Source organism: Enterobacter sp. Crenshaw, from assembly GCF_024734705.1.
In the GTDB taxonomy this organism is placed as follows: Bacteria; Pseudomonadota; Gammaproteobacteria; order Enterobacterales; family Enterobacteriaceae; genus Enterobacter; species Enterobacter asburiae_B.
In genome coordinates this window covers 2,536,135-2,556,287 of the sequence record NZ_CP102932.1, presented here as the reverse complement: position 1 = coordinate 2,556,287, position 20,153 = coordinate 2,536,135, and the positions used below count along the sequence as shown (strand labels likewise).

The window sequence follows — 20,153 nt, the reverse complement described above, 5'->3', positions numbered from 1 at the left end:
ATATAACAACACTCTTTTACTGTAGATAATTATGGCGGTTTTGGGCGAAGGGATGCTGAAAATAGTAAGGAAAAATAATGATTTTGTGGCGGGGATAAAAAGAAAAATTGTCGGCCCTTCCGGAAAGGAAATGGCCGACAATTGAACCGGTTATCAGGCGACAGGGCGCGCGATAATACTGCGGGTTTCCATGCGAACTTCGGCGATAGTAACGTCAATCACGTCGGTGACTTTGTAAACTGTTTCACCTTTAATTTGCACGGTACCGTTTTCCTGGCTACAGACCATTTCGTCACGAACCGCGTGCAGGAACGGCGCAGGAATAAACGCGACAGCACCGTTATCGACCAGACGGACGCGCATGCCCCCGCGGCTGATATCGATGATCTCTGCGGCGAAACGGGTGTCCGTACCGGCTTTATCCTGCAGGAAGCGTGCGTACAGCCAGTCACCAACGTCACGCTCGGCCATGCGGTTCAGACGGCGACGATCGGCCATCTGCAGCGTGGTGTCCTCCTGAGGACGGGCAATGGTTTCACCTTTGATAATCGCTTTCAGCAGGCGGTGGTTAACCATATCGCCATACTTACGGATCGGCGATGTCCAGGTGGCGTAAGCTTCGAGGCCAAGACCAAAGTGCGGGCCAGGTTCGGTGCTGATTTCAGCGAAGGACTGGAAGCGACGAATGCGGCTGTCCAGGAAACCCGACGGCTGCGCGTCCAGCTCGCGGCGAAGCTTGCAGAAGCCCGGCAGCGTCAGCACTTCTTCAGGATCAACGTGCACATCGTGAGTCTTCAGCAGGGCCGCCAGCGCTTCGGTATTCGCCGGATCAAACCCGGTGTGGACGTTGTAAATGCCAAAGCCCAGCCTGTCGCGAAGCACGCGTGCGGCGCAGATGTTGGCGGAAATCATCGCCTCTTCAACGATGCGGTTCGCAATGCGTCGCGGTTCGGCCACGATGTCCAGCACTTCGCCTTTCTCGCCCAGAACAAAGCGATAATCCGGGCGGTCTTTGAACACCAGCGCGTGGGTTTTACGCCACTCGCCGCGGTTCAGGCAGATGCGATGCAGCAGACGGATTTGCGCGGCAATGGCGTCTGATTCAGGTTTCCAGCTACCGGTATTTTCAAGCCAGTCGGAGACGTTATCGTAGGCCAGCTTGGCTTTCGATTCGATGGTAGCGGCAAAGAACTCGATATCGTCTTCAATCGCGCCATCTGCGGCGATAGTCATGCGGCAGGCAAGGACCGGGCGCACTTCATTTGGACGCAGCGAGCAGAGATCGTCTGACAATTCGCGCGGCAGCATCGGAATATTGAAGCCCGGCAGGTAGTTGGTGAAGGCACGGATTTTCGCCGCGTCATCCAGCTTGCTGCCTTCGGCAATCCAGGCGGTTGGATCGGCAATGGCGACGGTCAGATGGAGTTTGCCATCGGCGCCTTCTTCAGCGTACAGCGCATCATCCATATCTTCCGTGCTGGCGCTGTCGATGGTGACAAACTCCAGTGCGGTGAGATCGCGGCGCGTCAGACCTTCGTCCTGCATCTCGGTCGCTACGCCGTTCGGCGCTTCTTTTTCAAGATTGTGGCGTGCCAGCGTGACCCACCATGGCACGAAATGGTCGGCGCCAAAGGTGATGAACTGGGTCAGCTCAGCATAAAAACCGCGATCGCCTTTCAGAGGATGACGGCGCATTTCTGCTACGGCCCAGTCACCTTCTTTAAAATCATGCTCAACGCCACGGGCGGCGCGGCAGGGAATGGCATCTTTCAGCAGGGGATGATCCGGCACGATAGCAAGACGATCGTCTTTTCTCTGCACCTTGCCCACAAAACGGGTCAGGAACGGTTCGATCAGTTCTTCCGGCTCGGCAGACTCGCGGTCCTTCTCGGTATGAATGACGGCCATGACGCGATCGCCATGCATCACTTTCTTCATCTGCGGAGGCGGAATGAAGTAGCTTTTCTGCGCGTCAACCTCAAGGAAGCCAAAGCCCTTTTCCGTGGCTTTTACGACCCCTTCTGCACGCGGCGTCTGGGAATGCAGTTGCTGTTTAAGCTGCGCTAGCAGCGGGTTGTCCTGAAACATAATGTTCTATTTTCGTAGCCATTGAGCGGCTGACAGTTTTACGCGATTCTCACTGTCTCAGCAAGCGCTCTTTGGGTAATTAGTATGGTTATTCCTCTTTACCAAACGCGACTTTCAGACGATTGAGCCAGCCATCAAACGCGCTCCGGGTAAGCAGCGTGATGGCATGTTCGCCGGGGAGTCCCTGATCCGTGAGCGGGGTAAACTGCGCGGCGCTGAAGCGGTCCGGAGAGCGCGTCAGCAGTTCGACCGCCGCCGAAAGTGCGGGGGACGTCAGCGGGATCGCTTCGCGGGTGTTTAACAGGATTTCTCCGGTCAGGTCGAGCAGCGAAGGCTCATGGCAAAGGACCGGCGTCAGCGCCTCCAGCGCGGGTTCTGCCTGCCAGCGGGACAGCGACTCAAGCTGATGCGCACTCGCATAGCGCAGCTCGACGACGGGCAACAGCGGCACCCAGGCGGCGTGGCTCGCGGGCAGCGTGTGCGGCTGAATATGATGGCCTGGCAACCAGCGAACGGGGTGTCCTAACAGGGCCTGAAAAACCGCGACCACGCGCGCCTGAAAACCGATAAAGCCGATAATCTGGTTAATCACCACAATGTCATATATTGACAGGCCAACCTCATCAAGCTGGTTCTGCGCTTTATCATCAATCACATCAGGAGAGCTGGCGAGCTGGCGGGCATACTGCGTAATTTGCGCCAGACGTCGGTTGCTTTCACGCGAGGAGTCGGGGCCGGGAAGCGGGGCGAGGAGGGCGGCGTAATGGTTACAGAGCCGCTGAACGCCACAGGCCTGGGCGACCGTTAGCGCGGTGCTGAGCCGATCGTAGGCGCTGAGCGTATGCAGGCGGTTCACGGGAATCGAGAGCGGAAACAGCTGGTGGCACAAGGCTCTGGCAGGGGTAAGCCAGCCAGAACAGGCGGCGACAATCTCATCAGGCAGGGCTAAATCGAGCAAAAAACGATCGTCGACGTTAGCGGCTTCGGGCACCAGAGGCAGAACATCTGTCTGCGCGTGGTTCGACTGGGTCTCGTGATACCAGTGGCCTTTGCCGGAAAAACGGCGTTGTTCCATGTGCGTTCCTTGATCTCAAAATGGCGATCAATATCCTGGCGTAAGGCAGATAAAGGGAAAAATATTGTTAGGTGATAACAAATAGCAGAACGGAATAACGAAGGGGTGGTGCGGGGGGAAAACTCTCTTCCCGTGCGGGAAGAGAGTCACAGCTTATTTAATTTCCAGCTCGTTCATTGCAGCGATGTTGAAGCCGCCGTCAACGTGAACCACTTCACCGGAGATACCAGCGGAAAGGTCAGAGCACAGGAATGCTGCAGAGTTACCCACATCTTCAATGGTAACGGTACGACGAATTGGGGTAACCGCTTCGCAGTGTGCCAGCATTTTACGGAAATCTTTAATACCGGAAGCTGCCAGGGTGCGGATAGGACCTGCAGAGATGGCGTTAACGCGCACGCCTTCAGGACCCATTGCGTTCGCCATGTAGCGTACGTTGGCTTCCAGAGAGGCTTTCGCCAGGCCCATAACGTTGTAGTTAGGGATAGCACGCTCAGCGCCCAGATAGGACAGGGTCAGCAGGGCTGCGCCCGGGTTCAGCATCGCGCGGCAGGATTTCGCCATCGCAACGAAGCTGTAGGAGCTGATGTCGTGAGCGATTTTGAAGCCATCACGGGTAACCGCGTTCACGTAGTCGCCGTCCAGCTGGTCGCCAGGAGCGAAGCCAATGGAGTGAACGAAACCGTCGAATTTCGGCCATGCTTTTGCCAGTTCAGCAAACATGCCGTCGATGCTTTCGTCTTGTGCAACGTCACATTCCAGAACAATGCTGGAACCCAGCTGCGCGGCAAACTCTTCAACACGGCCTTTCAGCTTGTCGTTCTGGTAGGTGAACGCCAGCTCAGCGCCTTCGCGATGCATTGCCTGTGCGATGCCGTATGCGATGGACAGTTTGCTGGCAACGCCAGTCACCAGAATGCGCTTACCGGAAAGAAAACCCATAGCTTTAATCCTTATATTCATTGCTAATTTTGCCTTGTAATTCATAGCGTTACAGGCAGTATTTCAAAATCATTCGAAATTAGCTCGAAATTATAGCCCACTCACAGCCCCTTGTGTCACGATATTTCTCGCTGTTCTCCGTAGACGCCTGTCCCGAAGAATGCGCCGCGGACTCGCGGGGGCTCAAAATTTCAGCATTCGTCCAGTATATCACCCGGCAACAGGTTCACCTCATCCAACCAGCGAGGAAGCGCGATCCCGCGAGGGTATTCACGCTTTCCTGAGGTTGTCGATGAAGCGCGCGATGACGATAAAGAAAACCGGTACGAAGAAAATGGCGAGAAGCGTACCGCTAATCATGCCGCCAAATACGCCGGTACCGATGGCATGCTGCGTACTGTCGCTCGCACCACGGGCCAGCATCAACGGAACAACCCCTAAGGTGAAGGCTAACGACGTCATCAGAATAGGGCGCAGACGCTGGCCGGCGGCATGAATGGTTGCCGCCAGCAGGGGCTGCCCCTGGCGATGGAGTTGCCTCGCAAATTCAACAATCAGAATGGCGTTCTTGGCCGACAGGCCGATAAGCGTAATCAGGCCGACCTTGAAGAAAACGTCATTCGTCATCCCGGCAACTGACACCCCGATCACCGCGCCAATAAGACCCAGCGGAACGACCAGCATGACCGCAAATGGAATAGACCAGCTCTCATACAGGGCGGCCAGCACCATAAACACGACCAGTATCGACAGGACGATAAGGCCCGGAAGCTGAGATTCCGATTTTCTCTCCTGCAATGAACTGCCGGCCCACTCGCCAGCCATGCCCTGAGGCAGACTCCTGGACACGTCCTCCATAACCTTCATTGCGGTGCCGCTGGACTCTCCCGGCGCCGCATTTCCGGTAATGCGAATAGCCGAATATCCCTGATAACGCGTCAACTGCTGGGGCGCAACGTGCCAGGAAAGCGTGGCAAACGTCGATACCGGCACCATCTGTCCCATCCGGTTTTTCACTGATAATATCAGTATCTGCTCAGGCTGCATTCGGTAGGGCGCATCGGCCTGAATGATCACCTGCTGAACGCGGCCGTTGTTCGTATAGTCGTTGACGTAATTTGAGCCCAGGGTGACGGAGAGCGTCTGGTTGATTTCATCAAATGAGACGCCCATTGCTTCCGCCTTTTCTCTGTCCACCTGGAGCGCAAGGCTTGTTCCTTCCGGCAGACCGTCTATATACACGTCACTCAGTTCAGGACGCTGATTGGCCTGCAGGACCAGAGCGTCGGCAGCGCGCTTTAACGCCTCGTAGCCCAGTCCCGCTCTGTCCTGCACGTACCAGGTGAAGCCCGACGAGGTGCCCATATCCGAAATGGCCGGCGGGAGCAGGCTCATCGTGACGGCATCAGAGACGTTCGCCATGCTGGCCTGTATATGGTCGGCTTCACCCTGAGCCGTCGAACCCTGCCGATTTTTCCAGTCCTTCAGCGTGGTGAAGGCCATAGCCGAGTTTGGTCCTGAACCTGAAAATCCAAACCCCAGGATCATAATGTTGCTTTCAATATCCGGCCGGGCCGCGATTTCCTCTTCAAATTTTTTAACCACGTTGAGGGTACGCTGCATCGTGGCATCAGAAGGCAGCTGGATTGAGGACATAAAGTAGCCCTGATCTTCATCCGGCAGAAAGGACGACGGTAACGAAGACAATCCCAGAAACAGCGCAGCACAAAGCGCAGCGTACAGGAGCAGCATACGCCCGGTTCGCTTCAGAACGGCACCCAGCCCGGCTTCGTAACTGGCGGTGAGCGAACGAAAGCGCGCGTTAAACCCGACCGCGAACCTTCCGCCTCTCTTTCCTGGCTTATGCGGCTTGAGTAACGTTGCGCACAGGGCAGGCGTCAGCGTCAGGGCAAGAAACGCGGACAGCAGTATGGAAACCGCCATGGAAATACAAAATTGTCGGTAGATAATCCCGACGGATCCTTCCGCAAATCCCATGGGGATAAAGACGGCGGTCAGCACCAGCGTGATGCCAATAATCGCCGGGGTGATTTCCTGCATGGCTTGCCGCGTGGCGTCACGCGGGGACAGGCTTTTTTCCTCCATCAGTCGTTCAACGTTCTCCACGACCACGATGGCATCATCAACGATAATCCCTATCGCCAGCACCATGCCGAACATCGTCAGAATATTGATGGAGTAGCCGCTCAATAGCATCACCGTGAAGGTGCCAAGAAGCGCGACGGGAGCAACAATCGCCGGGATAAGCGTACAGCGTATCTTGTGCAGAAACAGCAGCATAACCAGGAAGACGAGGACCATCGCTTCCACAAATGTCTGAACAACCTTCATGATAGAAAGTTTCACGAACGGCGCGGTGTCGAAGGGGATCGTAAACGCCATTCCTTCGGGTAACACCCGGGAAAGCTCGTCGATGCGCGCCCGTACGCCGGAAGCCGTGCTCATCGCATTCGCGCCAGGCGAGAGCTGGATTGCCGCCGCCGTTGCGGGCACGCCATTTTCACGGATACCAAAAGCGTAGCTTTGCAGGCCAGATTCAATCCGCGCAATGTCGGACAATTTCAGGCGGGCACCGGATGCGTCAGATTTCAGGGTGATATTCCTGAACGCCTCTACCGAGGAGAGCTGTCCCTTCACGGTGATGGGATACGTCACCCCTTGTCCTGCAGAGGCTGGCTCATCTCCCGTTTTGCCGGGCGAAACCAGGGCATTTTGCTGGCCAACGGCGGTAAGAACATCGCTCACCGAAAGCCCGTAGCCGTGGAGCTTCATGGGATCCAGCCAGATGCGCAGCGCTTTTTCACCGCCAAACAGCTGAACTTTCCCTACGCCGGGCACGCGACGAAGCTCGTCACTGACGTTTCTGGCAAAATAGTCGCTTAAATCGGCTTCCTCAAATTGACCCGTCGCGGACTTCAGCCCCACCATCATTAAAAAGCCAGAGTTAGCGGCCTCGACGTTGATGCCGTTTTGCCTTACCGCCTGAGGCAGACGAGGCTCGACGATCTTAATCTGATTCTGCAGATCCATCTGCGCCAGCTTGATGTCCGTGCCCGGTTTAAAGGTGACGGTAATCGATGCCGAACCGGTTGTGTCACTGGATGATTCAAAGTAGAGCAAATTATCTACGCCGGAGATTTCGCGCTCGATTAACGATACCACCGACGTGTTCATGATATCGGGGCTGGCCCCCGGGTAACTGACGGAAATAATGATTCCAGGCGGCGCCACCGCCGGATACTGCGCAACCGGTAAACGGGGAATAGACAGGAGCCCTGCCAGGACGATAAAAAGCGCCACTACCCAGGCGAAAACGGGGCGTTCAATAAAAAAATGCGGCATTAAATTAACGACCGGTTACGTGAATTTCATCATCAGTGGATACGCGCTTGCCGATATCCCTGAGCTGCGAAAATTTCTCAAGAAGCTGCGGCGCGTCATCGAGGCTCGTCGCGAACATCCACATGTAGGTCATCACCGAGTAAATATGTCCGGCGGTGATGCCGGTTGAGCGCGTCATCCAGACGATGGTCAGCGTAAAAAGCGCGGCAACAAGCACGCCGACCCACAAATAACCCCACGCCTCGCGGTCAGATAATGCGATACGCAAACGCGCCAGCGTGGAGTAATGGCGGTAAAGGGTAGCCGTGCCCGCCTTATGAACATAATCCACTTCTTTTTCCAGCCGATTATTCAGGCGCATGAACAGCCATTCATTTTTACGGGCATATCCTGAGACAAATCCGAGCAGGATAAATACAATCGCAAAGCACATGACGCCGGCCCAAAATTCAATAAACAGCAACATGATTGCGGCACCAAAAAGTGAGCTCAGCGAGGTAATAAGCAGGGGAAGGTGCATTTCAAAGAAATCCACATATTCGCGCGAGAGCGTTACCCTGGCGGCGATCGCCGAATGGTTAAGCTGGTATTTGCGCTGTGCCAGGACGACGGAAACCGCGAGTCCGGCATAAATACGTGCAAACGTGCGCGTATCTACGCTCCGTCTGGCCGCACCGATGAACCACATGCAAAGCACCATCAGGCCATACAGCGCGGCGTTAAGCGTTTCACCGGCGAGGATGGCATTTATCGCGATGCCAGCCAGAACGGGATAAAGTAAAAACGTCACGTTTTCGGCCACCACCAGGAAAAAAGTGACAACCAGTTTTTTCCGGTGCCGTATCGCGAGTTTTTTTAGCGAGTGCATCACTCCGGCAGGTTCAGAAGAACGAAGATTATTACGGTTCATCATTATGGATAAGTTTTATCAGATTCTTAGGTGAGTTATTTTTGTGCAAAATAGCGTGAGGGAGAGTCTACCGCGCACCTGTTTAGCGGAAATGGGCGGTTTGTGGAGGCTATGTGGAGCAACGGCTCAAATCATTCTCATAATAAGGTACAGCGGGGCTCCACCAAAAAAAATGATCAAATAACATTCGTAGTAAAAGATCAGATCCTCGATATCGGGCATCGCGTTTAACAGCACGGTGAACGTAATAATGAGATAAACAAAAATCACCAACAGCCAGAAGGCGACGACGAGTAGCTCAGTCAACGCGCCGGCTTTATTCTGGACTATCAGAGAGACAACCGACAATGCGATGCAACTATAAATGATGGGTGAAGAGAGCAGCGTAGAGGCGACTTTTTCATCCATTTTGTGTACCAGCATCAGCCAGATATAAAGTAATCCCCAGGACAGCAGCAGGAACAGGGAATATAAGCCCAGTTTTTTAGGAGAGAAATATTTAGAAAGTTCCATGTTCATTATTTCAGCCAACTTCATAAAGTCTTTAAGTAACAGGGATAATGTGCAACGCTAAATGTAAAATGAGTTTTGTCTCAATAGCGATTTTGAACGGGCATTGTCGAGTCATTATTGACGGAATGTGTAGGCTGTATGGAGAAATAACCGGGCAGGTAAATCAGCCGGGAAATTTTCTTAGCTACGGCACTTTTTCCCGTAGGCTGTGTCTTATTGTGCTAAAGATATCTGATAGCGAGCTCAAAGGGATTTCACCCGCGGAGATAAAATGCACAAAAATACGCTGATCCTTGTTGTTGAAGATGAAGACGAAATTGCCGATATACTGATGAGCTACCTGGATCGTTCGGGAATGAAAACGCTCCGAGCCAGGCAGGGCGAACAGGCCATAGCGCTCAATCGCCTCCATAAACCGGATCTCATATTGTTGGACATTCACCTGCCCGTATGTGACGGCTGGAGCGTACTTACCACGCTTCGTCAGGAAAGCGCAGTCCCCGTCATCATGGTTTCCGCTCTCGATCAGGATGTCGATAAGCTCATGGGGCTGAGGCTGGGCGCGGATGATTACGTGATCAAACCCTTCAACCCTTCTGAAGTTGTCGCCCGGGTTGAGGCGGTGCTGCGCAGGACAAAACCCGCGCTTCAGCAGGCGGGTTCCCAGCCGCTCAGAACGCCATTTATTACGGTCTATCCGGATGACTTCTACGTAGAAGTCACCGTGGGCGCAGAGGTTGTCTCCCCGGTATTAACGACGACCGAATTTAAATTGCTCACATACCTTGTGAGATATCCGCGAAAGGTCTGCTCCCGCGAAGAGCTACTCAACGCGTGTCTGCCGGAAGGGGATACGCTCGACAGAACGGTCGACAGCCACATGAGCAAGTTGCGTAAAAAACTGGAGCTTGCCGGCCTCTATGGTGTTCCCGAGAGCATCAGAGGCATGGGCTACCGGCTTGGGGAAAAGAAATGAACAAAGAGTCTGTTCTGAGCCGTCAGATCTTAACGTATATGCTGTTGCTGACGTTTACGATCATTGCCATCGCCATACTCGGCTCCTGGTTTTTTTACTCCTTTATTCTGGATCACCTCCCGGGCGGCCCTGCTGCGGGCGATGACGAGCAGATGACGATGTGGGACTGGGTATGGATTGGGACCGCGACTACGATCAGTATGATTATTGCCCTCTTTTTCACGGTCAAACTGTCATCGCGGATCCTCACCCCGCTAAACGCGGTAGCGTCCAGCCTGAAAAAGATTTCTCAGGGCGATCTGGACGCCCGGGCATTCTGCGCCAGTTCCCGGCTGGGTGAGATCAATCACCTGGTGACGGATTTCAATGAAATGGCGGAAAAACTACAGACGCTGGATATTCAGAGGAAATCCTGGAATGCCGCTATTGCGCATGAGCTGAGAACCCCTGTCACGATCTTACGCGGACGGCTTCAGGGGTTGGTTGACGGCGTTTTTACCCCGGATCCGGTGCTGTTTAATAATCTTCTCAAACAGACGGAAGGGTTAACCCGCCTGATTGAAGATCTCCGGGTTATCAGTTCGGATGGCGGGGCGGGATACACGTTATGCCAGTCAAGAACGGATCTAAAAGGGACAATACAGAACGCACTCGATACGTTCATGCCCGAGTTCAGCCGTAAGGCTTTTACCGTCAATACAGACCTGAGGGAGCAGCAGTGCGTATTCGATCCATTGCGCATCAATCAGTGTTTGACCGTTTTATTTGATAATGCCTTACACTATTCAACCTCGCGCACGCTCATCGTGAAAAATGGCGTTTCTGATAAAGGCAATTTTATCCTTATTCAGGACGGGGGACCGGGCATCCCCAGAGAGTTTCATGATTTCCTGTTTCAGCCCTTTCAGCGCGATAATGGCGCCAGACATGTGAACCCGGAAGGCTGTGGTTTGGGCTTGTCGGTGGTAAAAGCCATCATGCTGGCTCATGGTGGCGATGTTACCTATACCTTATCGACGCAAAACCACTCGATATTTAAACTCACCTGGCCCGACTCGTGAGCTTCAGCGGCAGGTCAAATGTGCCTGCCGGCGACAAATGCCATATTTTTCCTAACTTAGCATCCCATTCCTGCGGGGTTATCGTCAGCTTACCGCGTCTCGGGCTTAAGGTTATTTCGCTGAAATAGATTTCATCTTTTTTTAGCATAAGGTCAATGCGGCAGTAGTCAATTCCATGCGCCAGCTCCTGGGAGGCCAACAGTGCCTGGCGGAACAAAAGCGGTTCGCCAGGCGTTGCTGAAGTATTCGGATATTCCATCCGGAAGGGTTGTAAGTTCCACTGCCTGTCATAAACGTTGATAAACCCTTTGCCGTTATCATCCGTAAAATCCGCTTCTACATAGTGGGCAACGCCGTGAAAACAATGGATCCTCAGCATTTCGGGCGTTGTGTTCCTGTCAGCATCGTCGAAGAGATCGACAAACGGCTCGCAAAGTATACTCGGCGTAATGTTTTTGTACTGCCATTCACGCGTGGTGTAGTAAAGATTTTTCTTTAACGCGAGGCTCAGCTTTTTACACGCTTCTTTTTCATTAAATTGCGTTTTATTTGTACATATTATTGTGCTGCCGCTGTCATGGTTGCACTTAAGGACGAATTTGTCAGGAAGAACTGAAAAATCAATCTGCGACGGCTTGGTGTAAACGCCAATTAATGGCACCGTTTTCACGCGCGTTGTTCTGGAGGAAACGTATGCCCGAACGGCGAGTTTATCGGCAAGCATCGTGTAGAAGTTATTATGGTCATACACCAGGCGATGACATATTTTTTCACTCAACGTCGTGGGCGAGTTAATGTCAGGGGTTTCCCCGGTTGTTTTCTTAAGCCTCACGGTATGAAAATGAAGGTCCGTCATTAAAAATGAGCGGCATTTTCTGATGAGATACTCTGTGTATTTTAAAACGTAAGTGGCGGTGTTCATTTCTTCTCCTCCGTAATGTCCGGATATTCTGGAGAAGAACTGTTGATTGATATTGCTTAAAATATGGAGCAGGGATGGAGACGAAAAATTAAAGGATTAAATAGCGCACGCAGGCTATTTAATCCTTAATTTAGTGGGGCAATTTGTGTTGAGCGTCGCGCTTAGCGGTCCTTTCTCCACGCATCGGCGGTCAATGCTTCACCAAAATGACCGGCAATCAGCCGTTTTGTCAGCTCATGAAGCGGAGAGGCCATCACATCCGCCGTGCTGCCGCGCTCGACCACTTCGCCCTGGTGCATGACCATCACCTGATCGCTGATGTGCTTCATCATTCCCAGATGTTGTGTGACGTAGATATACGAGATCCCCTGTTTTTCCTGCAATTCCAGCATCAGGTTAATCAGCTGCGAGCGCATCGACATATCCAGCGAGGCAAGCGCTTCATCCGCAATGATCACTTTTGGCCGCAAAATCAGTGCACGCGCCAGTCCCAGGCGCTGTTTCTGGCCGGGGGCCAGCATATGCGGGTAGTAGCTTTCGTGATCCGGCAACAGCCCAACCATACGCAGGGTTTCAAATACGCGCTTACGGCGCGCCTCTGGCTCCAGGTCGGTGTTCAGACGCAGCGGAAAATCGAGGATCTGCGAAATGCGCTGGCGCGGGTTTAGCGAGGTAGACGGATCCTGGAAGATCATGCGGATGCGCTGGCTGCGGAAAGAGTAATCCCCGAACGTCAGAGGATGATCGTCAATCAACACTTCGCCTGCAGTGGGTTCAACCATGCCGGCGAGCATTTTCGCCAGGGTGGATTTCCCGGAACCGTTCTCGCCAATGATCGCCAGGGTCTGTTTTTCACGCAGCGTAAAGCTCAGCGGCTTCACCGCGTCGACAGTTTGACGATGAAACAGCCCCGTGCGGTAGCGAAAGGTCTTACTCAGGTTGCGGACTTCCAGTAAGGTTTCGACCATTTCACTCTCTCTCCATGTTCAGCGGGAAATGACAGGCGTACAGATGATTTTTGGCCCCGGTCAGGCGCGGCGTCTCGATACATTTACGCTGAGCATAGGGGCACCGCGGCCCCAGACGACAGCCTATCGGCAGGGATTCCAGCAGCGGAATCGCCCCCGGCAGGGTATTCAGGCGGCTTTTATGCGGCATCGCGCTGCCAAAATCCGGAATGGCGCGGATAAGCGCCTGCGTATACGGATGATGCGGCGCGCCGATCAGATCTTCACTCGGCGCGGTTTCGACCGTTTGCCCGCAGTACATGACGTCAATTTTATCCGCCCATTTGCTGAGCATTTGCAGGTCATGGCTGATCAGCAAAATGGTGGTGTTGTTATTCTGGTTGAGACGCGACAGCAGGCGGAAAATTTGCGCCTGCGTGGTGGGTTCCATCGCGTTGGTGGGCTCATCCGCAATCAGCAAACGCGGCTGATTTGCCAGCGCGATGGCAATCATCACTTTCTGACATTCTCCGTCGGTCAGCTCATAGGGGAAGCTGCGCATCGCATCTTTGTGATCTTTAATCCCAACGCGGTGTAAAAGCTCGATGGCGCGGCGCTTGCGCCAGCCAACGCGTTGCCACCAGCGGCCTTTATAGGTCCAGCCGGGAATGTTCTGCATGAGCTGTTTACCCACGCGTTCGGACGGGTCGAGACAGGACTGCGGCTCCTGGAAAATCATCGAGACGTTATGCCCGACAAGCTTACGCCGCTCGCGGGGGGAGAGGCGCAGCAGATCGATATCGTCAAAACGCATACGGTCTGCCGTCACGCGCCAGTTGTCTTTCGCCACGCCGCAGATAGCCTTGGCAATCAGGCTTTTTCCCGAGCCGGATTCCCCCACCAGCCCGCGTATTTCACCCTCTGCAAGGGTGATGCTGATGCGATCGACGGCTTTAACCCAGCCTTCACCGGTTTTGAATTCGATGGTGAGGTTGCGAATATCAAGAAGCGGCATTATTGCACCCCCGCGTTAATTGCACGGCGAATACCGTCGCCCAGCAGGTTGATAAGCAGCACGCTCACCATAATGGCCGCACCCGGCAGCATGACCGTCCAGGGTGCCACGTAGATCAACTCCAGCGCGTCGCCGAGCATCGCACCCCATTCGGGCGACGGCAGCTGTGCACCGAGGTCGAGAAAGCCGAGCGCCGCGATGTCCAGGATCGCCATCGACAGGGCGCGGGTGATCTCAGTGACCAGCCCGGCGGCGATGTTGGGCAGTACGGCAAACCACAGAATGTTGAAGGTCGTCGCGCCGTCCAGACGCGCGGCAACGACGTACTCTTTTTCCAGCTCATCATGCACCATGCTGTAAACCGAGCGCACGATGCGGGGCAGGATAGCCAGCCAGACGGCGAACATGGCATGCGACAGGTGCGGACCTGCAAAGGCAACAACAATGATTGCCAGCAGCAGGGATGGAATCGACAGCAGCGTATCCAGAATGTGGTTAAGGACCGCCGAACGCAGGCCATGGGTGGATCCCGCAAAAATACCGAGCGCCAGCCCGCAGATCGTAGCCGCGAGCGTCACCACAAATGCGCCGCCCACCGTCGGGGCTGCACCGCTCAACAGGCGGCTCAACACGTCACGTCCGAGGTCGTCCGTTCCCAGGAAGAAAGAGACTTCACCGTAGCGCGACCAGGACGGCGGCAGCAGCTGATAGCCAAGGAACTGCTGGTCGATGCCGTACGGCGCAAACCACGAGCCAAAGACGCAAAGCAACACCAGGCCGGCGCAGCCGTAAAGGCCGATCATCGCCGTGGTGTCACCATAGAATTTACGCCACACGGTACGCAGCACGCCGGGCGTGCGCTTTTCACTGTATACGCTATCGTAAGGCATACCATTCCTTATGCTTCAATGGGTTAGCCATGGCACCCAGAATATCGGACAACACGTTAACAATAATCACCAGCGAACCAATCACCATCACGCCCGCAGAAATAGCGGCGTAGTCCTGCTGGCGGATGGCGTTAATCAGCCATCGCCCCAGGCCTGGCCAGCTAAAGACCATCTCGGTAATCATCGCCAGCGTCAGCATGGTGGAAAACTGTAATCCCAGACGCGGAATAACCGGCGGCAGCGCGTTGTGCAGGACGTTGCGGCGCAGTATGGTCAGGCGGGACAACCCGCGCGTGGCCGCGGCTTTGACGTAGTTCTGGTCAAACACCTCGATAGTGCTCAGGCGCATCAGGCGGATCACTTCGGTTGTTGGCGCAACCGCCAGCGTCAGCACCGGCAATACCATATGGCGCACGGCGCTAACGATCATCTCATGGCGCCACACCGAATCGGACAGCCACGCGTCAATGATGGCAAAACCCGTCACCGTTTTAACCGTATAGAGCAGGTCAAAGCGACCTGAAACCGGCAGCCAGCCCATCGTCAGCGAGAAGAACAGCGTCAGCAGCAGCGCCAGCCAGAATACCGGGATGGAGAAGCCGAACAGGGCGAGGGCGCTGATAAACTTATCCTGCCATTTATTGCGATAGATCCCGGCCAGCATGCCCACGGGAATGCCGACCATCAGGGCAAAGCCGAAGGCCAGAATACACAGCTCCATCGTGGCCGGGAAAACCTCTTTCAGCTGCTGGGAAATCAGCTGTCCGTTAATGCTGGACACGCCGAAATCCCAGTGCAACAGCCCGTTAAACCAGAACAGCCAGGCATCCCACAGCGACGACCCCTGGAGCGGGGCGTGGGGCGTGAAATAGCTCAGGCTGAAGCCGACAAAGTTCAGGAAAAAGAGCGTCACCAGCAGCAAAAGGAGCCGACGTAAGGTAAAAATAATCATGGTTTTTTCACCTCTTGTTCTTTTTCACGCGACACGCCGGCGAACGAGGCGTTGCCGAACGGACTCAGCACCAGGCCTTTAATATCGTAACGATAGGCCTGAAGACGCAGGGAAGAGGCCAGCGGCAGCACCGGCAGTTCCTGGGCAAGGATCTTCTGCGCTTCATCATAGGCGTCGATGCGTGAGGCCAGCTGCTGGGAAGCCAGCGCTTTTTGCAGCACGGCGTCAAACTCCCGGTTACACCAGTGGGCGTAGTTGGTCTGCGAATTTATCGCCGCACAGCTCAGGAGCGGCCGGAAGAAACTGTCCGGATCGTTACTGTCGGTCGCCCAGCCGGTCAGGGTTAAATCATGATTCATGTCCATCAGGCGCGCCTCCTGGAAACGGCCCTCAACCGGTACGATGATCACTTTGACGCCCACCTGCGCCATATCTGCCTGCAGCAGTTCGGCGGTCTTGAGCGGGCTCGGGTTCCACGCCTGGGAGCTGGTTGGCACCCAAAGCTGCAGCGTGAGGTTTTCCGCCCCCAGCGCCTTCAGCTGTTCACGCGCTTTTGCCGGATTGTATTCCGTAATTTTAGCTTCACCGTCATAGGCCCACGAGGCGCGCGGTAAAATTGAGGCGGCGGTTTCCGCCGTGCCGTAGTAGATCGACTGCATCAAACGCTGGTTGTTAATCGCCAGCGCCAGAGCGTGACGTACGGCAGGGTTATTCAACGGGGGCTTATCCGTGTTAAAGGCCAGATAAGCGATATTCATGCCGGGGCGTAACGTCAGGCGCAGGCGCGGATCGTCACGCAAAATGGTGAGCTGGCTGGCCGCGGGCCAGGCGAGCACGTCGCACTCCCCGGTGAGCAGTTTTGACAGACGTCCCGTTCCACCTGAACCGAGATCGACCACCACCTGCGGCATCAGCGGGGTGCCGCGCCAGAAATGCTCATGACGCTGCAGACGAATATATTGTCCGGCGCGGTATTCAGCGAGCTGGAACGGACCGGTGCCGACCGGCTGACGATCGAGCAACTCCTGACGATCTTTTTTCGTCAGGTTCGCCGCGTATTCAGCGGACATGACTGACGCATAGTGGGTCGCCAGATGCCAGAGGAAGGAGGCATCCGGGCGCGTCAGCGTAAATTCAACCGTCCGGTTGTCCAGCTTGCGCACGCTCTTGACGGTATCAGCAAACTGCAGGCTGTCGAAATAGGGGAAATTATCCCCGTTAACGTTATGCCACGGGTGGTTGCGGTTAAAGATGCGCTGGAAGGTAAAGACCACGTCATCTGCGTTCAGCCTGCGCGTGGGGGTAAACCACGGCGTGCGCTGAAACGCGACGTCATCGCGCAGGTGAAAACGGTAGGTTGCGCCGTTATCCAGCACTTCCCAGCTTTCCGCCAGCTCAGGCACCAGACGGTAGGTGTATGGGTCAACATCAAGCAGACGGTCGTAAAGCTGCGCGGCCAGGGTATCCACGATCAGGCCGCTGCCCGCTTTTTGCGGGTTGAAGGTATCCACCTGGCCGCTTACGCAATAGACAAAGCCGCTGTCACGAATGTCAGGCTGGGGAGTTTGCCCGGGCGCGGCAAAGGCCAGGCTGCTAAACAGACCGAGTGCTAAAAAGGACGATAAAACCAGACGCATAATTTTTAAGGTTTTTAGGTTCGATCTGCAAAGTGTATCGCACTTACGCCTGCTTCGTAAAAATGTCTGCAGGTAAGTGCTGATATTGTCAGCGCATTTGATGCTTTTTGAGCAATGCCCTTAACTGATGGTAGGTCAGACCCAGCAGTTCAGCCGCCCGTTTCTGGTTATATTTTGCCGTCTTCAGGCTTTGCTCCAGCAGCTGTTTCTCCTGATCGTTCTGGAACTGGCGTAAATCAAGGGGGAGAGTAGGGAGATCGCCTGAAGGCGCTGGTGCGGACAGTGGCGCTGCGCTGCGCTGAAAAGGATCGATAATGATGTTGTCCAGCTCCGTCTCGCTGCTGCCGTGACGATAGACGGAGCGCTCCACGACGTTTTTCAGTTCGCGGATATTTCCCGGCCAGTGGTAAGCCAGCAGCGTCTCCTGCGCATAATCGCTGAAGCCGGGGAACAGCGGCAGTCCGAGCTCGCGGCACATCTGAATCGCAAACTGGTCTGCCAGCAGCATGATGTCGCTTCTGCGCTCGCGCAGGGGTGGAAGCTGAACGACGTCAAAGGCCAGGCGGTCAAGCAGGTCGGCACGGAATTTCTCCTCCGCCACCATCTCCGGCAGGTTGGCGTTCGTGGCGCACACCAGGCGTACGTTAACCTGCAGCGGCTGGCTGCCGCCGACGCGCTCCAGCTCGCCGTACTCAATCACGCGCAGCAGTTTTTCCTGCACCAGCATGGGCGCGGTGGCCAGCTCATCCAGAAACAGCGTACCGCCGTCGGCGCGCTCAAAGCGTCCGGGATGGCGTTTCTGGGCACCGGTAAACGCCCCCGCTTCATGGCCGAAGAGCTCGGTGTCGAGCAGGTTTTCATTCAGCGCCGCGCAGTTAAGGGAAATGAAGGGGCCATCCCAGCGCCCGGAGAGGTAATGCAGACGGTTGGCTATCAGCTCTTTCCCCGTTCCGCGTTCACCGACGATCAGCACCGGTTTATTGAGCGGCGCCAGGCGAGAGACCTGTTCCAGCACTTCGAGAAAGCTGTTTGCTTCGCCGAGTAAATTGTCTTTGTAACCGGGCATGATGAAATTAACCACTCCTTAGCGATATTCACCAGGGAAGAATAGTCCGTTGCTGCGCAAAAATCAATCAGGCTCTGTAAAATCAATAAGATAAAAACCTGGCATGATGTTTGTATTATCCGTACAGCAGGGCATAGCCCGATAACAGAACTATGAGGATTTGATTATGGGTATTTTTTCTCGTTTTGCCGACATCGTGAACGCCAACATCAACTCACTGCTTGAGAAAGCGGAAGATCCGCAGAAGCTGGTACGTCTGATGATTCAGGAGATGGAAGACACGCTGGTTGAAGTGCGTTCAACCTCTGCCCGCGCGCTGGCGGAGAAAAAACAGCTTACGCGTCGTATTGATCAGGCAACCGCTCAGCTGAACGAATGGCAGGAAAAAGCGGAGCTGGCGCTGCGTAAAGACAAAGAGGATCTGGCCCGTGCGGCGCTGATCGAAAAACAGAAGCTGGCTGATATGGTCGCGACGCTCGAGCATGAAGTCACGCTGGTGGACGACACGCTCACCCGTATGAAGAAAGAGATTGGTGAGCTTGAAAACAAACTGAGCGAAACCCGCGCGCGTCAGCAGGCGCTGACCCTGCGTCACCAGGCGGCAAGCTCTTCCCGCGACGTGCGTCGTCAGCTGGACAGCGGTAAGCTTGATGAAGCGATGGCGCGTTTTGAATCGTTTGAACGTCGTATCGACCACATGGAAGCGGAAGCCGAAAGCCACGGCATCGGCAAGCAGAAGTCGCTGGATCAACAGTTCGCCGATCTGAAGGCTGATGATGAAATCAGCGAGCAGCTGGCGGCACTTAAAGCCAAAATGAAGCAAGACAACCAATAATAATTCCTGCGGCACCTGAGCGTGCCGCCTCATAAGACAAGGAGTACACATGAGCGCGCTTTTTCTGGCCATTCCCCTGACAATTTTCGTGCTGTTCGTTTTGCCGATTTGGCTATGGCTGCACTACAGCAACCGTTCTTCTCGGGGCGAACTCTCCCAGAGTGAACAACAGCGTCTGGTACAGCTCTCCGACGAGGCGAACAAAATGCGCGAACGCATTCAGGCGCTGGAAGCCATCCTGGATGCTGAGCATCCAAACTGGAGGGACCGTTAATGTCTGGACTGAATCTGAACAAAAAGCTGTGGCGTATTCCACAGCAGGGCATGGTGCGCGGCGTTTGTGCCGGGCTGGCTCACTATCTTGATGTCCCGGTCAAGCTGGTCCGCGTGGTCGCGGTGCTATCGATCTTCTTTGGCCTGGCGTTTATTACCCTGGTGGCATACATCGTCCTGTCGTTTGTTCTTGACCCGATGCCGGAAGGAGAACTGGCTGCGGAGGGAGCCCCGACCAGCAGCGATCTTCTCAATGCCGTTGATGAGCAACTCGCCGCCGGTGAGAAGCGGCTACGGGAAATGGAACGCTATGTCACATCGGATACCTTTACGCTGAGAAGTCGCTTTCGTCAGCTTTAAGAGAGAGATGAGATGAAACAACACTGGCAACAGGCCGGTCAGAAGGTAAAACCCGGCCTGAAAATCGCAGGTAAACTGGTCCTGCTGACCGCGTTACGGTTCGGCCCGGCAGGCGTGGCGGGTTGGGCGATCAAATCCGTTGCCCGCAAGCCGGTCAGAATGGTGCTGGCCGTGGCGCTCGAACCACTGCTGCAAAAGGTGGCAAAACGGCTTTCTCGCCGTTACTTATCCCAATAATTCCTGCTGGCGTTAGCCCTTTCCCTGACGGGGGAGGGACTGGCGACGGTTAACCGCATTTCCTCTTTTCCCGGTTCTTTCTTTGCGGCAG

19 protein-coding genes are annotated in these 20,153 nt (G+C 54.9%); 6 read left to right on the top strand and 13 right to left on the bottom strand.

The genetic code is table 11. The features are described from left to right. Window positions 1-153: 153 nt before the first annotated feature. The 6 genes from NWV12_RS12230 to NWV12_RS12205 all read right to left on the bottom strand — a co-directional run bounded on the left by NWV12_RS12230 (window position 154) and on the right by NWV12_RS12205 (window position 8,891). A complete protein-coding gene (locus NWV12_RS12230; protein WP_032656735.1) occupies window positions 154-2,088 on the bottom strand; it encodes an exoribonuclease II in 1,935 nt (644 codons plus the stop codon). Between the two features lie 88 nt (window positions 2,089-2,176). Beyond that, a complete protein-coding gene (locus NWV12_RS12225; RefSeq protein WP_045143074.1) occupies window positions 2,177-3,163 on the bottom strand; it encodes a CMD domain-containing protein in 987 nt (328 codons plus the stop codon). A 153-nt stretch (window positions 3,164-3,316) separates the two neighbouring features. Beyond that, the gene (gene fabI / locus NWV12_RS12220; protein ID WP_003856831.1) at window positions 3,317-4,105 is read right to left on the bottom strand and encodes an enoyl-ACP reductase FabI; all 789 of its coding nucleotides are present in this window, start codon (window positions 4,103-4,105) and stop codon (window positions 3,317-3,319) included. A gap of 270 nt (window positions 4,106-4,375) precedes the next feature. Then, entirely contained in the window at window positions 4,376-7,468 is a 3,093-nt protein-coding gene (locus tag NWV12_RS12215) for a multidrug efflux RND transporter permease subunit (protein ID WP_048979150.1), read from the bottom strand. A gap of 4 nt (window positions 7,469-7,472) precedes the next feature. Next, window positions 7,473-8,381 (bottom strand): ABC transporter six-transmembrane domain-containing protein, encoded by a 909-nt coding sequence (locus NWV12_RS12210; RefSeq protein WP_065419803.1) that lies wholly within the window; start codon window positions 8,379-8,381, stop codon window positions 7,473-7,475. Between the two features lie 123 nt (window positions 8,382-8,504). After that, entirely contained in the window at window positions 8,505-8,891 is a 387-nt protein-coding gene (locus tag NWV12_RS12205; protein WP_048979151.1) for a hypothetical protein, read from the bottom strand. Between the two features lie 271 nt (window positions 8,892-9,162). Between NWV12_RS12205 and NWV12_RS12200 the strand changes: the two genes are divergently transcribed. Together NWV12_RS12200 and NWV12_RS12195 are read left to right on the top strand one after the other, a co-directional pair. Continuing rightward, window positions 9,163-9,867 (top strand): response regulator, encoded by a 705-nt coding sequence (locus NWV12_RS12200; protein ID WP_039262917.1) that lies wholly within the window; start codon window positions 9,163-9,165, stop codon window positions 9,865-9,867. After that, entirely contained in the window at window positions 9,864-10,928 is a 1,065-nt protein-coding gene (locus tag NWV12_RS12195) for an ATP-binding protein (RefSeq protein ID WP_033145734.1), read from the top strand. The genes NWV12_RS12200 and NWV12_RS12195 overlap by 4 nt, the downstream gene beginning before the upstream one ends. On the opposite strand, the gene NWV12_RS12190 is transcribed toward NWV12_RS12195, so the two are convergent. The 7 genes from NWV12_RS12190 to pspF all read right to left on the bottom strand — a co-directional run bounded on the left by NWV12_RS12190 (window position 10,909) and on the right by pspF (window position 18,357). Continuing rightward, complete coding sequence (locus NWV12_RS12190) at window positions 10,909-11,850, bottom strand: ATP-grasp fold amidoligase family protein (protein WP_048979152.1); 942 nt, start codon at window positions 11,848-11,850, stop codon at window positions 10,909-10,911. The two genes, NWV12_RS12195 and NWV12_RS12190, sit on opposite strands and share 20 nt — an antisense overlap. Window positions 11,851-12,011: 161 nt before the next feature. Next, entirely contained in the window at window positions 12,012-12,818 is an 807-nt protein-coding gene (gene sapF, locus NWV12_RS12185) for a putrescine export ABC transporter ATP-binding protein SapF (RefSeq protein ID WP_023312051.1), read from the bottom strand. Window position 12,819: 1 nt separating this feature from the next. Beyond that, complete coding sequence (gene sapD / locus NWV12_RS12180; protein ID WP_033145732.1) at window positions 12,820-13,812, bottom strand: putrescine export ABC transporter ATP-binding protein SapD; 993 nt, start codon at window positions 13,810-13,812, stop codon at window positions 12,820-12,822. Further along, a complete protein-coding gene (gene sapC, locus NWV12_RS12175) occupies window positions 13,812-14,702 on the bottom strand; it encodes a putrescine export ABC transporter permease SapC (protein WP_032656751.1) in 891 nt (296 codons plus the stop codon). Before sapC ends, sapD begins: the two co-directional genes overlap by 1 nt. Then, window positions 14,689-15,654, bottom strand: a complete 966-nt coding sequence (gene sapB, locus NWV12_RS12170) for a putrescine export ABC transporter permease SapB (protein ID WP_023312049.1) — start codon at window positions 15,652-15,654, stop codon at window positions 14,689-14,691. The genes sapC and sapB overlap by 14 nt, the downstream gene beginning before the upstream one ends. Continuing rightward, on the bottom strand, window positions 15,651-17,291 hold the full coding sequence (gene sapA / locus NWV12_RS12165; protein ID WP_033145731.1) for an ABC transporter substrate-binding protein SapA: 1,641 nt from the start codon (window positions 17,289-17,291) through the stop codon (window positions 15,651-15,653). The genes sapB and sapA overlap by 4 nt, the downstream gene beginning before the upstream one ends. A gap of 88 nt (window positions 17,292-17,379) precedes the next feature. Continuing rightward, window positions 17,380-18,357 carry a phage shock protein operon transcriptional activator gene (pspF, locus tag NWV12_RS12160; protein WP_045889391.1) on the bottom strand — a complete coding sequence of 326 codons (978 nt, stop codon included), beginning with the start codon at window positions 18,355-18,357 and terminating at the stop codon, window positions 17,380-17,382. Between the two features lie 166 nt (window positions 18,358-18,523). Here pspF and pspA point away from each other — a divergent pair, with 166 nt between their 5' ends. The 4 genes from pspA to pspD are packed head-to-tail and all read left to right on the top strand — an operon-like array spanning window position 18,524 to window position 20,062. After that, entirely contained in the window at window positions 18,524-19,192 is a 669-nt protein-coding gene (gene pspA, locus NWV12_RS12155) for a phage shock protein PspA (RefSeq protein WP_048976565.1), read from the top strand. Between the two features lie 49 nt (window positions 19,193-19,241). Then, on the top strand, window positions 19,242-19,466 hold the full coding sequence (gene pspB / locus NWV12_RS12150) for an envelope stress response membrane protein PspB (RefSeq protein WP_023312045.1): 225 nt from the start codon (window positions 19,242-19,244) through the stop codon (window positions 19,464-19,466). Beyond that, complete coding sequence (gene pspC / locus NWV12_RS12145) at window positions 19,466-19,825, top strand: envelope stress response membrane protein PspC (protein WP_023312044.1); 360 nt, start codon at window positions 19,466-19,468, stop codon at window positions 19,823-19,825. Before pspB ends, pspC begins: the two co-directional genes overlap by 1 nt. 12 nt (window positions 19,826-19,837) lie before the next feature. Next, window positions 19,838-20,062 carry a phage shock protein PspD gene (gene pspD, locus NWV12_RS12140; RefSeq protein WP_023312043.1) on the top strand — a complete coding sequence of 75 codons (225 nt, stop codon included), beginning with the start codon at window positions 19,838-19,840 and terminating at the stop codon, window positions 20,060-20,062. The last annotated feature ends 91 nt before the right edge of the window (window positions 20,063-20,153 follow it).

Coding starts and splice junctions, on each gene's coding strand:
- NWV12_RS12230 (WP_032656735.1), bottom strand. CDS start 2,088: ATGTTTCAGGACAACCCGCTGCTAGCGCAGCTTAAACAGCAACTGCAT.
- NWV12_RS12225 (WP_045143074.1), bottom strand. CDS start 3,163: ATGGAACAACGCCGTTTTTCCGGCAAAGGCCACTGGTATCACGAGACC.
- fabI (WP_003856831.1), bottom strand. CDS start 4,105: ATGGGTTTTCTTTCCGGTAAGCGCATTCTGGTGACTGGCGTTGCCAGC.
- NWV12_RS12215 (WP_048979150.1), bottom strand. CDS start 7,468: ATGCCGCATTTTTTTATTGAACGCCCCGTTTTCGCCTGGGTAGTGGCG.
- NWV12_RS12210 (WP_065419803.1), bottom strand. CDS start 8,381: ATGATGAACCGTAATAATCTTCGTTCTTCTGAACCTGCCGGAGTGATG.
- NWV12_RS12205 (WP_048979151.1), bottom strand. CDS start 8,891: ATGGAACTTTCTAAATATTTCTCTCCTAAAAAACTGGGCTTATATTCC.
- NWV12_RS12200 (WP_039262917.1), top strand. CDS start 9,163: ATGCACAAAAATACGCTGATCCTTGTTGTTGAAGATGAAGACGAAATT.
- NWV12_RS12195 (WP_033145734.1), top strand. CDS start 9,864: ATGAACAAAGAGTCTGTTCTGAGCCGTCAGATCTTAACGTATATGCTG.
- NWV12_RS12190 (WP_048979152.1), bottom strand. CDS start 11,850: ATGAACACCGCCACTTACGTTTTAAAATACACAGAGTATCTCATCAGA.
- sapF (WP_023312051.1), bottom strand. CDS start 12,818: ATGGTCGAAACCTTACTGGAAGTCCGCAACCTGAGTAAGACCTTTCGC.
- sapD (WP_033145732.1), bottom strand. CDS start 13,812: ATGCCGCTTCTTGATATTCGCAACCTCACCATCGAATTCAAAACCGGT.
- sapC (WP_032656751.1), bottom strand. CDS start 14,702: ATGCCTTACGATAGCGTATACAGTGAAAAGCGCACGCCCGGCGTGCTG.
- sapB (WP_023312049.1), bottom strand. CDS start 15,654: ATGATTATTTTTACCTTACGTCGGCTCCTTTTGCTGCTGGTGACGCTC.
- sapA (WP_033145731.1), bottom strand. CDS start 17,291: ATGCGTCTGGTTTTATCGTCCTTTTTAGCACTCGGTCTGTTTAGCAGC.
- pspF (WP_045889391.1), bottom strand. CDS start 18,357: ATGCCCGGTTACAAAGACAATTTACTCGGCGAAGCAAACAGCTTTCTC.
- pspA (WP_048976565.1), top strand. CDS start 18,524: ATGGGTATTTTTTCTCGTTTTGCCGACATCGTGAACGCCAACATCAAC.
- pspB (WP_023312045.1), top strand. CDS start 19,242: ATGAGCGCGCTTTTTCTGGCCATTCCCCTGACAATTTTCGTGCTGTTC.
- pspC (WP_023312044.1), top strand. CDS start 19,466: ATGTCTGGACTGAATCTGAACAAAAAGCTGTGGCGTATTCCACAGCAG.
- pspD (WP_023312043.1), top strand. CDS start 19,838: ATGAAACAACACTGGCAACAGGCCGGTCAGAAGGTAAAACCCGGCCTG.